Here is a 15101-nt window from a genome sequence, read left to right as displayed (position 1 = left end):
CGCGCCCTGATCAGGCCGACGCCTCCAGAGGATAAAAGCTGAAATAACGCTGCAACGCCTGAATCAAGTCGTAATACTCGGGAGGCGCAGCCTGAAGCTTGAAGCCCGAGTCGTAGACACCCGGCGTTTCATCTTCCTGACACCACAAGCAACTGGCGTTGATGTCGATGTTGTACAGCCCGTTCTTCCCGTCCGGCACTTTCAGGCGCAACTGGAAATCCGCGCCCACCAGAATGGGAAGATCGCTGATCAACATCAGGCCTTGTTCTGAAACGTTTCCCAGGCAACCCAGCGGCTTATCGGTATACCGATTGAATACCTGAAGGTAATACGGGAGCTGGTGACGCTCGATTCGTCTTTCGTTGAGCATTGGACAAAGGTCCTCGAATGACCATTGAGCATGGCCTTGCTAATGCAAAGGGGTCCGGTCGCACGTGAACGGCACAGACGACGAAACGCTCGAACCCACCTGTTCATTACAACAGGGACGTCATCTGACTCACCAGCCATAACCGAAGTCACTGATCCGATTATTCGATTTCGCGCTAACCACCGGGTTCAAGTGATCAACGCGTTCGAATATCAGAGTGCCCTTCGCCACTCCTGTGATGAAATCTTTAGGTCCCTACCGATTGCAGACTAGCTGAAGCTTTGGCAAAGGCCACCCAAAAAGAAGACCGTCTATCCAAGCGGGTGTAATTACAGTGAAGCAGGTCTCGGAATGGCGGCAGGCGCCATGTTGTCATGACCCAACTGGTGCAACGTATCAATCCGCGCTTTGGCCCGGAACGCGTATTCGCTATAGGGATACTGGGTCAGGATGAACTGGTACGTTTGAATGGCATCGACGTACATTTTCTGGCGTTCAAGGCACTGTCCGCGCAGCATGGACACTTCCGGCTGCACGTACCGACGGGCGCGGCTTTCGCGGTCTACTTTCGACAGGTTGTACATCACCGCATCGCAATCGCCCTGGGCGTACGCACGGTTGGCATTGTTCAAATGGCTGTTCATCGCCCAGCGCGTACAACCGCTCAAGGCCGCCAGCGCCACTAATATCATCACGATTCGCATGAGAGTCTCCTGTGCTCAGCATTGTATCGGCGCCTCACAGAATTTCTTCAAGTGCGATTTGCTCGCCGACGGCCTGTAGAGACTGGGCCAATCGCACATTGAAGAGACAACACGTAGTGCAAAGGAACAATGACTACAGCGCAATACAGTAGTAGCCTTCCGCTGCGCTTCATTTAAGGAGTTTGTGCATGTCCGTTCGCCGCACCAAAATCGTAGCCACACTAGGCCCAGCCAGTAATTCGCCAGAAGTCATCGAGAAGCTGATTCTTGCGGGCCTGGACGTTGCCCGCCTCAACTTCTCCCACGGCACGCCCGACGAGCACAAGGCTCGCGCGAAGCTGATTCGTGACATCGCCGCCAAGAACGGCCGCTTCGTCGCGTTGCTGGGGGATTTGCAAGGCCCGAAAATTCGTATCGCCAAATTCGCCAACAAGAAGATCGAGCTGAAAGTCGGTGACAAATTCACCTTCTCCACCAGCCATCCTCTGACGGACGGCAACCAGGAAGTCGTGGGTATCGACTACCCCGATCTGGTCAAGGACTGCGGCGTAGGTGACGAACTGCTGCTCGACGACGGACGCGTGGTCATGCGTGTCGACACGCAAACCGCTGACGCCCTGCACTGCACCGTGACCATCGGTGGCCCGCTGTCGGACCACAAAGGCATCAACCGTCGCGGTGGTGGCCTGACCGCACCGGCGCTGACCGAAAAAGACAAGCAAGACATCAAGCTCGCCGCTGAAATGGACCTGGACTACCTGGCCGTTTCCTTCCCGCGCGACGCCGCTGACATGGAATACGCCCGCAAGCTGCGTGACGAGTCGGGCGGTACCGCCTGGCTGGTGGCGAAGATCGAACGCGCCGAAGCCGTTGCCAACGATGAAACCCTCGACGCCTTGATCCGCGCCAGTGACGCCGTCATGGTGGCCCGTGGTGACCTTGGCGTGGAAATCGGCGACGCCGAACTGGTGGGCATCCAGAAGAAAATCATCCTGCACGCACGTCGCCACAACAAAGCGGTGATCGTGGCCACGCAGATGATGGAATCGATGATTTCCAGCCCCATGCCGACTCGCGCCGAAGTGTCCGACGTGGCCAACGCCGTGCTCGACTACACCGACGCCGTGATGCTGTCCGCCGAAAGTGCTGCCGGTTCCTACCCTGTCGAAGCCGTCGAGGCCATGGCGCGCATCTGCGTCGGTGCCGAACGTCATCCGACCGGCAAGACCTCCAGCCACCGCATCGGTCACTCGTTCACCCGTTGCGACGAGAGCATCGCGCTGGCGGCCATGTACACCGCCAACCACTTTCCGGGCGTGAAAGCGATCATCGCGTTGACCGAAAGCGGCTACACCCCGCTGATCATGTCGCGCATCCGCTCGTCGGTGCCGATCTACGCGTTCTCCCCGCACCGTGGCACCCAGGCGCGCGCCGCCATGTTCCGTGGCGTTTATACCATTCCGTTCGACCCGGCTTCTTTGCCAGCGGGTCAGGTCAGCCAATCGGCTGTGGACGAACTGGTCAAGCGCGGTCTGGTCGAGCAAGGCGACTGGGTCATCCTGACCAAGGGTGACAGCTACCACACCATCGGTGGCACCAATGGCATGAAGATCCTGCACGTTGGTGACCCGATCGTGTAAGACGCCGCTGCCATGAAAAAGCCCTACCTGTGTGATGCAGGTGGGGCTTTTTTATGCCGCAGATTCTGTAGCTACACGACTTGCCGGCGTCAACGATCTTGCGGAGGCCACGGCCAGCGAGCTGTGCTCGCAGCGTTACGACTCAAGCCTTTTCGAGAAACACATCCGCCAGCAACTGCCCGCGTGGCAAACCGGCGATGAACAGGCGTTTGGAGAACAGCTCGACGCTGGCGGGCGATCCGCAAACCAGGGCAACGGTTTGTCGTGAGCCGAGGCGCATGCCTGCAAGCGTGGTTTGAGCCTGCTCGGCATTGACCAGCTCAACCTGTATCTGGCTATGTTCCTGCGCAAGAGCCTCAAGCGCGTCAGCAAAATAATGCTCACGCGCCACGTGCATGACCCGAATCGGCCCTTGATGCCCAGCGTTCAACGCTTCGCGCAAAATCCCCCACAAAGGCCCCAACCCGGTCCCGGCAGCAAATAGCCAGAGCGGCCGTGCTTGCCAGTCAGGGTCGTAGTGCAAGGCCCCACCCCGCAGTTCGCCCAGTCGGATGACGTCGCCCGGCATCAGGGTGCGAGCAACGTCAGCGAAAGCGCCGGGTTTGCTGCAATCGATATGAAACTCCAGCGCAGCGTCGTCTCCCGGCACGCTCGCCAGCGAATAAGGGCGCGCAATGCCGCTCGCGGTCCACAGCACCAGATGCTGCCCGGCGCGATAGCGCAAAGGCCGCTCGGGTTCAAGGCGAAGGCGCAGGACCGAGGGGCTTAACCAGTCCGCCCCGCTGACCCGAGCCGGTGAACCGTCGCGTTTCGGGTCGAAGATTTCAACGTCCAGATCGTCCACGACCCGACACTGACACGCCAGACGCCAGCCCTGCTCGCGCTTGCGGGCGTCCAGCGCCTCAGGCAAAGCATCCTGCGGCTCACCGCGAAGACAACGCACGAGACAGGCGTGACAACTGCCCGCCCGACAGCTGTAAGGAACGGACAGCCCTGCCTGATTCAGCGAGTCGAGCAAATTGCTCCCCGAGGCGACCGACCACTGTCGATCTCCCGCACGCAGATCAGGCATCAACAGATTCCCATGCGCCATGGCAACGGTTTCGACCCTGATGCTTGGCGCGATAGAGCGCCTGATCGGCACGCTGCAAGGCGCTGTCCATATCATCATCGCGCTCGACGAGGGTCATGCCGACCGAGAGGCTCAGTTCCAGTCCTGGCAACTCGGGAATGACCACCTGTTCGAACGCCAAACGTACGCGCTCACAGCATTCGACCAACTGGGTCCGAGTGCAGCGGGGGATCAACAACACGAACTCTTCGCCACCGTAGCGGGCCAGAATGTCATCTGCGCGCAGGCATTCCGTCGCGGTAGCCGCGAACACCTGCAACACCCGGTCGCCTGCGGCATGGCCCAACACGTCGTTGACCCGCTTGAAATGATCCATGTCGATCAAGGCCAACCCTTCCGTGTACGAACCGTCCATCGTTTCCAGCTCTCGGGTGGCCAGACGCAGAAAGTGACGCCGATTGAACAAATTGGTCAGTTCATCGGTGGATGCCAGCTCTTCCAGCTGAAACATCATCCCGCGCAAGGTTTCCTGGTGGGCCTGCAAGGTGATGCGGTGTTGATGCATGCGTTGCCGCGAACTCTGCACGAAACGCGCATACAGGCACAGCCACGCCAGCACGATGAACAACGCACAGGCTTGCAAGGCCGCCAGGCCTGGATCGGCAAGGTCATCCTGAAAGGCATCCCACAGGTTGAGCCCGATGAAGCCCGTCAAGGCGAGGACGGCGCAACGAGTGAAGACCTTCGGCGGGAGATGAAACAGGCCGAACAGCAGCACCAGTACGTAGAGCACCAGAAACGTGCCCCGGGCCGGGCCCAGATGCGCCAACAGAAAGGTTTGCCAGCCCAACCCCATCAGCACTTGGAACTCGGTCAGGCTGGGGTCTTTGAAGCGTTTGTTGTACTCGCCGAAAAATACCAGGCTCATGACGCCCTGTGACAGCAGCACCAGGACCGTGGCAAGCCAAAGGCTGAAGAAATTGGCCTCGTAGTAACCCGCGCAATACGCCACCCAGACCAGCGCGATCAGCAACACATACGTGCCTGCGGCCAATGCAAAACGCTTGAACCGCAGGCGCTGGATAGATCCGTCTATATGAGGTTGGTTCATCATGGGGTGAAGGTCGTCCTGTCCGGCAAGGTCAATCTGCGGTGCACCGCTGGCCGGTCGTGCCTACCATGGAAAACGGCAGGCATCTCAATCGTCTGGCAAGGCTTCCAATGTAGAGGAAACGGGAACGTTCGCCAATGTGTCCGGTGTGGATGTTGATGGCATTCAGCAGTCAGGGCAATGCGCGGCGTGCGCCGGAGCACAAAAAAGGGTCGCAGCCTGCGCAGGGCGCATATGAAATATCCGGTGATAATGCCTGCACCCCGATATAAATATGTATATCACTGAGCAGGCGCCTCCCTGCCTATTCTGTAGTCACCTCAACAACCATGGATGGTTAACGGCATGACTCCAGCAAACGACACAAACTGGCTCACTGGTTTCAAAGTTCGTATTACCAACAGCTCGAACAAAGTATTCAACAATGGCTTTCAGCAACTGCAGATCTCGGTCAGCGTCACGCCCAAAGCGGGGCAGGAAGTCACTGAGGAGCAACTGAACAGTATCCGGCTGGTCATTTTGGACGATGACGGTCACTACAAGGAACTCGAAGGCGATTTGAGCGCTTCCAATGAACGTGACGAGCGATTCGAATACTTTCCAGGCGGTAGGTCTTTCAGGAAGCTGGAGCTTGAGTCGGGCACGTTTCGCAGGAAAATCTACGTGTCATCGACTCGCCCCGCTGGCACACATGACACCCTTTATGCGCGCATCAGCAAGGACGACGAGACTCACTACGTCACGGGCACCAGCCGGTTCAACTCCGAAGTGCTCATTGAAACGGTCGCGCGTCCACGGCTGACACGCGAGGATTTCACGTTCTGGGGCGACGACACGCTCAATGTGACCCTGGATGGCGTTGCCGCCGACTTCGATATTTACCATCTGAGATTCAAGGATCAGCAGTACAGAATCGTCGACTCCATCGCCGACGGCGTCGCCAGTGGCCAGGCTTATTACAGTAAAAGTATCGATGTCACACCGCCCCCCTCTTTCTCCGGGCCCATTCATGCGCACCGGCGCCGCTACAAAACCTACTACCACGTTGCTTTTGAAGTGGGGCCTGAAGCCAGCCTGATCTATAGAGGCACCCGTATTGCCGTCAACAAAACTGCAGGCACCATGAATTTTGTACGGCTTAAGTTGATCGGTGAAGACCGCCCGACCTCCTTGAGGAATAGCGGCAGCCGTTGGGGCTTGCTCGATCAATACGGCAATCACTATCAAATCGACATGACTCAAAAAGGCGACGGCAACCTGCTTGACTTTACAGTCACGAGTTAAGCCCGACTTCATCGCATTCAGGACGTGTCATCTCTCACAAGCATGGCGCGCGCTGGGCGCAAGAACTCCATGAGCGCCTGTGTCATTTCTCACTGTTCACACTGACTGCTCAGCAGTCGTCTTCAATAACCAAGGAAGGTTAAAAATGAACCCTGCAAACGATACCCATTGGATTACCCGATTCGACGTCAAAGTCAGCTCGAACTCGAACAAGGTCTTTGGCAATGGACGCCATCAACTTGAAGTGTCCGTGAGCCTCACCCCAAAGCTGGCGTGATCATCTCTGAAGAGCAACTGGACAGCATTCGCCTGGTCACACTCGATGACGATGGCCAGTATCAGGAACTGAGCGGCGAACTGCAGATGTCTACCGAGCGTGACAAACGCTTTGAATATTATGCAGACACCGGCCTGGCCCCAGGTGCATTGCTAGAAGCCAACTCACGACGTCGCAGATTCTACGTTTCATCGACCCGATCCGGTGGTTCTCTGGACGTAGTCTATGCCGCGATCAGTAAGGATGACGAAACGCAATACGTCAGCCATACCAGCAAGTTCAACTCGTCCATCACCCTCGAAACCCTGACGCCTCGGCGGCTGAACCGCGATGATTTTGCATTTGAGGTTGAAGACAATTACGAACACACCGTCAACGCCACCGACTGGGACTATGACGTCTATCAGCTGTATCTAAAAGGCCGCAATCTGCGACTGGTCGCGTCAATCCCTTATGGCCCAGGATCAGGCAACCCTTACTACCAGGAAACGATAGAAGATAACGGCTGGTTCGCTGACGGTGAACCCAGAAGTTATACCCACTTGGCTTTCGAGGTCAGCGACCGCAGAAAATTCAAGGCCCCCACGACTGACCTCTCCGTACACCGGCGCCCGGGCAGCATGGTCTTTATCCGAATCAAGACCTTTGGCCCCGTGACACTATTTGGCGCGCAAAACGCGACGTCCCGGTGGGGCCTTCTTGATCAGTATGGCAATGAACACACCATTGAAATGACCCAGGCAAGCAATGGAAATCTTATTGACTTCATTGTGATCTGATCATTTTAAGTTCAGGAACGCGTGCGTGCCTCTCCTGTTGCGGAGCACGCACGCCCCGAACTTTCAAGCCGACTTCAGAGTGACCAGAATATGTCTCTAGATACATTGCACACCCAAGCCACGAATTTCATGGACTTTATCAAAACCGGTGTCGATGCTCGCACCGGCCAATTCACATTGGCGTTTAAACTGCCGTTGATCCCCGCCAATCATCTCGCCGGCCCTGCCTTGTCGCCCACCCTGTCCTTCGGTGTGCTGGGTTCCACCCGCAATCGGGGCTATGGATTTGGCTGGTCTCTGGACCTGAGCGAAATCAACCTCCATCAGGATGCGCCCACGTTGAGCCTTTCATCAGGCGAGCGTTTCGCCATTGACATGGAAAGATCCGACCTCTCTGCCGGCAGCGAGCTGGTGCTGCTCGATGCCAAGATCAAGTCCATGGTCGTGACCTGTGAGAGCGAGAGCGTTTTTCGGATCGATCATAAAACCGGTCAAACCGAATTCCTGACACAGCAACAGGACAGCTCGCGCTTTCTGGTCAGCGAAATCCGCAGCCCCGAAGGTCGCCGCCTGTTCGTGGAGTGGTCGGCGTTCGCCAACGAAGACTTCATCCTCGACCGCATCCGCGACGAGTCCCGCACCTTGCTGCAGGTCGAAAGTGACGAGGGTGAGGTGCGCTTCATCGTGCCGGAGTCCGAAGCCCGGACCCTGCGTCTGCAACTGGCCAACGACACGCTGAGCGATGTGTATTTGCCAGGCATCGAGGTGCCGTTTGGCATCGAATACGAGCATCACGCCCTGGACGATCAGAACCACCTGCTGCTCCCTACAGCACTCACCAGCCCGTTGGGCGCCTCGGACGCCGTGACCTGGGCCACGGGAGAGTTCGGTCATCAGCTTCGAGAGGGCGCGCCTTTTGCCGTTCTGCCTCGTGTCGCCGAGTGGAAACACTCAGCCGGGAACCCCGATACCGAGCTGACCCGCAGTTATGAGTGGTCCAGCGCGCATAACTATCTGGGTTATGGCAGCGATCAGGCATTCGACTGGCAACAGGGCCGGGACAACCTCTACGAGGTCGAACAGGATTACGATTACGAGGTGGTGGAAACCCAGACCGATCCCGACGGCAATACCCTCTCGACCATCACCCGCACCTGGAACCGTTTCCACCTGCTGACCTCGGAGGTCGTCAAACGGGGACAGTGCGAAGTCCACACGCAAACCACCTTCGGCATCGAGCCCGACACACACTGGGCCGACCAACCGGCGTGGTGCCAACTGCCTCACGCACAGACCGTCACGCATACCGATGAACACGGCGCGCAACGCAGCGCAACGACTGAGTACCGCTACGATGAATCCGGCAATCTGGTGTTTACCCGCTCACCCGCAGGCGTCGAAGAGCACAGCGAATATTATCCGGCCGAAGGCGCTGAGGGTTGCCCGGCCAATGCGTTGGGCATGGTCCGGTACCTCAAGAAGAAAACCGTAAAACCCGCTCCACTCGAAGATGGAGGTCATGGCGGCGCGAGCGAAGTCTCCACGGCCTACACGTACACCTCGCTGAATTCGCTGATCGAAGGCGAACCGGCTCTCGTGCTGGTGGAAAGCGAGCACACCCGTGACGAGACCCTTGCCCGGCTGATGGAAACCACCGTGCAGACCTACGTCTCGGAAGGCGATGGTTACGCGCGACTGCAACGTACCGTAACGACACTCAACGACAAAGCCACCACAACCCACTACCGCTACGAACTGACCGGCGATGAACTGAGCACACATGTCAGCATCACAGGCTTCGAAGAGACAGAAACCGTGCGCCAGAGCCAGGACAGCGCACGCTCCCTGACGACTGGGCAAATGACCCGGGACCGCTCTCTGGCGGGCGTGCTGAGCCGTTATGAGTACGACGAACTGGGGCGCGTCACACTGGCGGTTACCGCCGACGACAGCCGCTATAAAGCCACGCGTACCACCACCTATCACGTCGGTGACAAGGTCGCGTTGGCCGCACGAACCGGTGACGAAAAACCGGTCATGATCGAACACACCCATGCCACCGGCCAACGCCGCCGCCAGTGGCTCGATGGCGAAGGCCGCACCGTTCGGGTCGAACTGGAAGACCTCGACCATGCGCCGGGTGAATTTCGGGAGATCGTACGCACGGTGTTTGATGTCGAGGGCCGAGTGATCAGCGAAACCCAGACCGACTGGCTACGCGATGAAAACGATCCCGCCTCGGTGACCGCGCTGCCTCTCACCACGACCACCGAGTACGACGACTGGGGCCAGACCTGCTGCGTTACGACACCCGATGGTGTGCAAACGCGCACCGAACATAATCCGGCGAAACTGACCATCAAACAGTGGCAGGCGAATGGCGACACAAAGGGGCCAAGCAAGGTCAGCCTCTTCAACGCCGCGGGCAGCGTGATTCAGGAACAGCTCTATGACACGGGCGATACGCTGATCCGCACCACACGGTGGGCTCGGGACGGACTGGACAGAGTGTTCGAGACTCGCCTTCAGATCGAAGGTGAAGACGACCGTGTCACCCTCCAACGCCTCGACTTCTACGGTCGTCTCCTTGAGCAGACGCTGCCGGATGGCACGGTCGTCAACTGGACCTACGCGCAGCATAGCGATGATAACCATCCAGAGTCCGTTGCCGTGACCGCGCCGGAGGCGTGAGCGGAATCGACATCCCTTTACGTTCAGTCGGGGGAGGTGCCACCGGCATCGACCCCGTCCTTCCAAGGATCGGAAACCATGAACACACCCATCATCATAGGTCGGCAGACCTTCGACGGCCTGGGCCGTCAGCTCACCGTAGAGGTCGGGGGGCATACCACACGTTTTCATTACATCAATGAACAGCTTGCCCCGTCGGGCAACACTCTGGCCGACGGCCGGGAAATCGCCTTCACCTACGAAAAAAACCTCAATCATCAACTGCTGAGCGTTCTGGGGCAGGATGAAACGCCCGTGCAGATGGCGTATCAGGCAGACATCGGCCAACTCGCCAGCGCCAGCGGAGAACGGGGCATTCAGTCGTTCGCTTATACCCCGTCAGGGCAAGCCTTGAGCGATGAGTGGGTCGTCGACGACACCACCCACACCACCCACTGGAAATATTCAGTCGCGGGCCTGCTGCAAGGTTTTGACGACGCACAGGGCATCACTCATCGACGCGAATTCGATGAGGCTGGTCGTGTGAAGCTGACCCGCGTGGGCAGCATCGAAACGCGCTACGCCTACGACGGACTCTCTCGTCTGATCAGTGTCGAGGTTTCGGACCCTGACAGCGCGCGCACCCTGACCACTTCCATCACTTACGACACGCTCGGACGGGAACGCACCCGGACGTTCGCCATCACCCCCGACCCTGACGCTGAAGACGGTGCACCTCGTGCCGTGACTCAGACGCTGGGCTATTCGGCACGGGACCAAGTCATCTCGCGCACGTGGAACGACGGCGAGCACGTCGGGGAAGAAACGTTCGAATACGATAACCGTGACCGGCTGGTGCAATACACCGCCAATGCGCAAGCGGCCCCCCAAGATCCCTATGGCAACCGGATTGTCGAGCAGGTCTTCACCTTCAATGTGCTGAATGGCTACGAAACGGTGCTCAACACGTTTGCCGACGACACCCAGGATGAAGCCGTCTTCAGCTACGCCGAAGGTGATCCGACGAAATTGGTGAGCGTCACACACACTCATGAATCCTGGCCATCCTCGGTCACGCTGACGTATGACGATTGTGGCCGGGTCATTGGCGACAGCCTGGGTCGCAGCATGAAATGGGACACCCAGGGCCGCCTGACTGAAGTGAGCCACGAAGGCCGCGCCTGTGCCTATCGTTACGATCCCCGAGGGCGACTGGTTGACCGGCAGATTGACGATACGTTGACCCGCAGCTTCTTCAGCGCCGACCAGCTCACGCATGAACAGACGGGTGAAGACAGCCTGCAGCTCATTGGCGACGACCACTCGTTGTTCGCGGTGAACAAGGTCACCGAAGGAATGCGCAAGACCACCCTTCTCGGCACCGACGGTCAGGGCACCGTGCGCATGGAAGCCGACAGTGCCATTCGAACCCTTGGGTACACCGCGCACGGTGCTCAAGCCCTGGATGCAGCGCAAGTGCCGTTCGGTTTTGCGGGAGAACGACGCGAGCCGCTGACCGGCTGGTACATCCCCGGCGGGCACCGCCCGTACGATCCAGTGCTGATGTGTTTCCTGGCGCCGGACAGCGAAAGCCCCTTCGGTGCGGGTGGGATCAACCCCTATGCCTACTGTGCCGGCGATCCGGTCAATCGTGTCGATCCCGACGGACACAGCTGGGTGAGTTATGCACTGGCGGGGGCGGGTCTTGCCCTCTCGGCGATAGCACTCATTCCCGGTCTTCAGGCAGCGCTGCCGATTGCGGGTGCGTTATTCAGCGCGACCTCGACGCTGTCGACTGCACAGATCGCCTGCCTTGCCGCTGCGACACTGGATGTCGTGTCCCTCACCACCGGCGTCGCGAGCCTCGCGCTGGAAATCAGTGGGCATGGGGGATCGGCGGCAGGGATTCTGGGGGGCATCTCGCTGGTCACCGGTCTGGCTGGCGCAGGGATAGGCCTGAAGATGCACAGTTTGCGAAATGCGGGCGCGCAGCAACGGGCGATGGACCTTAAAACCAACTGGTCCCCCAAACCCGGTCGGCTCGGCAACAGCGAAGTGATCTATCAGGGCACATCCCGGGCCGTGGACGTGGGATTCATCGAAACCTACCGAGGAACGAACCAAGCGGCATTGCTTACCCATGGGGACCCACTCCGCGCGCTGTTGATGGGGCCTGATGGCAAGGTCGCAAGGGCAGCGGACATTGCCAGGGATTTCATCGCGCCAAGGCTGAAAGCGCTGAATTATCCAGCGGACGAAACCTTCGTACTGCTGTCGTGCTGGGGCGGCAAGAACGGAGCAGCACTGGAGATTGCCAAGGAGCTGGGGCGCCCCGTTAAAGGGTTCACTGAAAAGACGTTCGTCAAAGGTTTCGCCAACCTTCAGCTCGGAGGCAATGTGGCCAATACTCCGCTGGAAGCAGTGCCCTACCTCGAACGTTTGCGAGCGACGGGCAATCCTTTCAAGGCCTGGAAGACTTCATTCAGAGAAGCGGGAGCAAAGATTTTTCACCCTGACGGAACGATAACCGCTGCTTTGTAGGACGAGTTGATGCTGCGGCTGCCTTCCGTCCCACTCACCCGACGGCAGCTGCAGCTCGTCGAGCGGCGCCATGAAACCCTTTTCCACGGATTGGAAACCATGAATACACCCATGATGATAGGTCGGCAGACCTTCGACGGCCTGGGCCGGCATCTCTCAGTCGATGTCGGCGGGCACATCACGAACTTTCACTATCGCGCAGGGCAGCTCCCTCCTTCGGCCAACACCCTGGCCGACGGCAAGCGCATCGAATTCACCTACGAGTCTGCATTGAACAATCAGTTGCTCAGCGTCAGCGCCGAAGGCGAACCTGTTCAGCTTCTCGGCTATCACCCGTTGGGGATGCCCCAATCAGCCAGCGGGGGGCTGGGCGATGAGTCCTTCGAATTCAAAGCATCGGGCCAACCCAGTCAGGACATATGGGCGGTCGAAGATGAAGAACACGTCACCACTTGGCATTACTCGCTGAACCGACTGTTGCAGGGTTTTGACGATGTTCAAGGCACTCGGCACCGACGTCGTCTGGACGCCCAAGGTCGGGTTGAAGAAGTTCACGTCGGCCATCTGATGAGCCGTTATCGTTATGACCCGCTGTCGCGCATGACTCACATTGATGTGGAAGACCAGGACGGGGGAAGCACGCTGAGCACGGTGCTCACCTACGACAGCATAGGTCGCGAGCACACCCGCACCTTCATCGCCACGACGCAGGACGCTGACGGTGATCCTGCCACTCGAATCCTGAAGCAAACGCTTGGGTATTCAGCGCTCGATCAGATCACCTCGCGGCACTGGAGCGATGGCGAGCAAGCGGGCGAGGAAACCTTCGCGTACGATTTTCGCAGGCGCTTGGTGCTGTACACCGCCGACGCCGACATCGCTCCTGACGACCCGTTCGGCAACCCCATTGTCGAACAGCGCTTCACCTATAACGCGCTCAACGGACATGAGCGTGTGCTCACCACCTTCGTCGACGGCAGTACCAACGAGACGCTGTTCAGCTATGCCAGCGACGACCCGGTTCGCGTGACGAAAGTCACCCACAGCCATCCCACATGGCCGAGCGAAGTGGTGGTGACCTACGACGAGTGTGGCCGGGTGATCGGCGACAGTCTGGGCCGCAGCATGCGCTGGAATGCCCAAGGTCGCTTGACGAGTGTCGACCACGAAAGCCATCACTGCGAGTACGGCTACACCGCCAGCGGTCACCTCACGGATCGTCGTATAGACGACACGCTGAGTCGCAGCTTCTTCAGTGGGGAAGAGGTGACGCATGAACGAACAGGAACCGACAGCCTGCAATTTTATTCGGGTGAGCAAGGCGTGTTTGCCATCCACACCATGACCGATAAGGTCCGTCAAACGACATTGCTGGGGGCCGATGCACAAGGCAGCGTCCGCCTTGAAGCCGATACGACGACCCGCACGCGTCAGTACAGCGCCTACGGAACAGAACGTGAAAACGCCGAGCACCTGCCGATCGGTTTTGCCGGCCAGCGCGTCGAACCGGTCACTCATTGGCAGATCCTGGGGGACTACCGACCTTACGACCCGGTACTGATGTGCTTTCTCAGCCCTGACAGCGAGAGCCCGTTTGGCCGAGGCGGCATCAACCCTTATGTCTATTGCGCAGGCGATCCGGTCAACCGCATCGACCCGGACGGGCACAGCTGGGTGAACTATGCGCTCGCAGGGGTGGGGCTGGCGGTTGGAATCGCAGGCACCATTGCCAGCCTGGGCGCGGCTTCGGCGCTCATCACACCTATCGCAATGTTTGGCTTGAAAGCGCTGACGCCAAGCGCGGTGATGATCATCAGCGCGGGCATTCTGAACGTGGCCTCGGTGGGCACCGGCGCCGCTGCCCTGGGAATTGAAATGACCGGAGGTGACAAGCGTACGGCCAACATACTGGGCTGGGTGTCGCTGGGCACTGGCATCGCCGCCAGCGCACTGACCGCCATTGGGCACGCCAGTGCGAGGATCGCCGCGAAACAAGTGCTGCAGCGGCGCGACAGTTCTATCCTCTTCGAGCGCAGGCTTGGAAGCCACGATGTCGTATTTCACAAGAAACTGTGGGGAGACAAGTTTATGGGGTTCGAAACCCACGGAACCCCCGAAGGCTATCTGATGAACTCAAAAGGTCTGTATGACACCGCCGCCAATGTCGCAAAAACGGACATCGCCCCACTCTTGGTCAACATGGACCCGAACAGGCCGTTCGTACTGCTCGCCTGTCAGGGAGGCTCCAGCGGTGCGGCACAAGAAGTCGCCAACGTCCTGCGCAGGCCCGTGTTGGGGTTTCATGAAAACATTTTCGTCGGTACCGCTAAGTGGATGAAACAGTCGGCGAACTTTGTGACGAAAGAAGGCGTCAGAACGCCATTCGCACTTCAACAGATTCCCCATTTGAAAGGACTGACAGGGGTGCACGGACCACACTACTTCGCTCATGGCGTCGAGTATGAACTCGCCTCTTTTCAGCTCTATAAGCCGGTTTAGTCATCGTCTTCGCAATGACGCAGCGAGCCGAGGGTAGCGATCTCAGGGTCGCAGCCCTCCATGACCGTTCGGCGCCCCCCTACCCTTCACGACTAACGTTTACCCTGCGGCAGGGTGTCGCGCCGGTTGCCACGCGGTATACTGCGCCGCCTTT

General features: G+C 58.8%; 11 protein-coding genes. 7 read left to right on the top strand and 4 right to left on the bottom strand.

Annotated elements, in window-relative coordinates:
- Positions 1-10: 10 nt before the first annotated feature.
- Both GVN17_RS17690 and GVN17_RS17685 read right to left on the bottom strand, forming a co-directional pair.
- Entirely contained in the window at positions 11-370 is a 360-nt protein-coding gene (locus GVN17_RS17690; protein WP_166596544.1) for a PilZ domain-containing protein, read from the bottom strand.
- A 329-nt stretch (positions 371-699) separates the two neighbouring features.
- The gene (locus tag GVN17_RS17685; RefSeq protein WP_166596543.1) at positions 700-1074 is read right to left on the bottom strand and encodes a tol-pal system YbgF family protein; all 375 of its coding nucleotides are present in this window, start codon (positions 1072-1074) and stop codon (positions 700-702) included.
- Positions 1075-1262: 188 nt separating this feature from the next.
- Here GVN17_RS17685 and pyk point away from each other — a divergent pair, with 188 nt between their 5' ends.
- On the top strand, positions 1263-2714 hold the full coding sequence (gene pyk / locus GVN17_RS17680) for a pyruvate kinase (protein ID WP_166596542.1): 1452 nt from the start codon (positions 1263-1265) through the stop codon (positions 2712-2714).
- 142 nt (positions 2715-2856) lie between these two features.
- Here pyk and GVN17_RS17675 read toward each other — a convergent pair whose 3' ends face one another.
- A complete protein-coding gene (locus tag GVN17_RS17675; RefSeq protein ID WP_166596541.1) occupies positions 2857-3786 on the bottom strand; it encodes an iron-sulfur-binding ferredoxin reductase in 930 nt (309 codons plus the stop codon).
- The gene (locus tag GVN17_RS17670; RefSeq protein ID WP_166596540.1) at positions 3779-4900 is read right to left on the bottom strand and encodes a diguanylate cyclase; all 1122 of its coding nucleotides are present in this window, start codon (positions 4898-4900) and stop codon (positions 3779-3781) included. The genes GVN17_RS17675 and GVN17_RS17670 overlap by 8 nt, the downstream gene beginning before the upstream one ends.
- Positions 4901-5242: 342 nt before the next feature.
- Here GVN17_RS17670 and GVN17_RS17665 point away from each other — a divergent pair, with 342 nt between their 5' ends.
- From GVN17_RS17665 to GVN17_RS17645, 6 genes are all read left to right on the top strand, one after another.
- Positions 5243-6181, top strand: coding sequence for a hypothetical protein (locus tag GVN17_RS17665; protein ID WP_166596539.1), 939 nt, complete (start codon positions 5243-5245; stop codon positions 6179-6181).
- 145 nt (positions 6182-6326) lie between these two features.
- Positions 6327-6458, top strand: coding sequence for a hypothetical protein (locus tag GVN17_RS29720; protein ID WP_256665290.1), 132 nt, complete (start codon positions 6327-6329; stop codon positions 6456-6458).
- Positions 6455-7237 (top strand): hypothetical protein, encoded by a 783-nt coding sequence (locus tag GVN17_RS17660; RefSeq protein WP_166596538.1) that lies wholly within the window; start codon positions 6455-6457, stop codon positions 7235-7237. The genes GVN17_RS29720 and GVN17_RS17660 overlap by 4 nt, the downstream gene beginning before the upstream one ends.
- A gap of 129 nt (positions 7238-7366) precedes the next feature.
- Positions 7367-9928 carry a hypothetical protein gene (locus GVN17_RS17655; protein WP_166596537.1) on the top strand — a complete coding sequence of 854 codons (2562 nt, stop codon included), beginning with the start codon at positions 7367-7369 and terminating at the stop codon, positions 9926-9928.
- A gap of 78 nt (positions 9929-10006) precedes the next feature.
- The gene (locus GVN17_RS17650) at positions 10007-12448 is read left to right on the top strand and encodes an RHS repeat-associated core domain-containing protein (protein ID WP_166596536.1); all 2442 of its coding nucleotides are present in this window, start codon (positions 10007-10009) and stop codon (positions 12446-12448) included.
- Positions 12449-12457: 9 nt separating this feature from the next.
- Positions 12458-14947, top strand: coding sequence for an RHS repeat domain-containing protein (locus GVN17_RS17645; protein ID WP_256665296.1), 2490 nt, complete (start codon positions 12458-12460; stop codon positions 14945-14947).
- Positions 14948-15101 lie beyond the last annotated feature (154 nt).

Source organism: Pseudomonas sp. SLFW, from assembly GCF_009905615.1.
Taxonomy (GTDB): domain Bacteria; phylum Pseudomonadota; class Gammaproteobacteria; order Pseudomonadales; family Pseudomonadaceae; genus Aquipseudomonas; species Aquipseudomonas bambusae.
Note: the sequence above shows the minus strand (reverse complement) of the source record. Positions and strands in the feature narration are given on the sequence as shown.

Excerpts from the sequence above, each read along its gene's own strand:
- GVN17_RS17655 (WP_166596537.1), top strand. The coding sequence starts at position 7,367 with ATGGACTTTATCAAAACCGGTGTCGATGCTCGCACCGGCCAATTCACA.
- GVN17_RS17670 (WP_166596540.1), bottom strand. The coding sequence starts at position 4,900 with ATGATGAACCAACCTCATATAGACGGATCTATCCAGCGCCTGCGGTTC.
- GVN17_RS17665 (WP_166596539.1), top strand. The coding sequence starts at position 5,243 with ATGACTCCAGCAAACGACACAAACTGGCTCACTGGTTTCAAAGTTCGT.
- GVN17_RS17690 (WP_166596544.1), bottom strand. The coding sequence starts at position 370 with ATGCTCAACGAAAGACGAATCGAGCGTCACCAGCTCCCGTATTACCTT.
- GVN17_RS29720 (WP_256665290.1), top strand. The coding sequence starts at position 6,327 with ATGAACCCTGCAAACGATACCCATTGGATTACCCGATTCGACGTCAAA.
- GVN17_RS17675 (WP_166596541.1), bottom strand. The coding sequence starts at position 3,786 with ATGCCTGATCTGCGTGCGGGAGATCGACAGTGGTCGGTCGCCTCGGGG.
- pyk (WP_166596542.1), top strand. The coding sequence starts at position 1,263 with ATGTCCGTTCGCCGCACCAAAATCGTAGCCACACTAGGCCCAGCCAGT.
- GVN17_RS17685 (WP_166596543.1), bottom strand. The coding sequence starts at position 1,074 with ATGCGAATCGTGATGATATTAGTGGCGCTGGCGGCCTTGAGCGGTTGT.
- GVN17_RS17650 (WP_166596536.1), top strand. The coding sequence starts at position 10,007 with ATGAACACACCCATCATCATAGGTCGGCAGACCTTCGACGGCCTGGGC.
- GVN17_RS17645 (WP_256665296.1), top strand. The coding sequence starts at position 12,458 with ATGCTGCGGCTGCCTTCCGTCCCACTCACCCGACGGCAGCTGCAGCTC.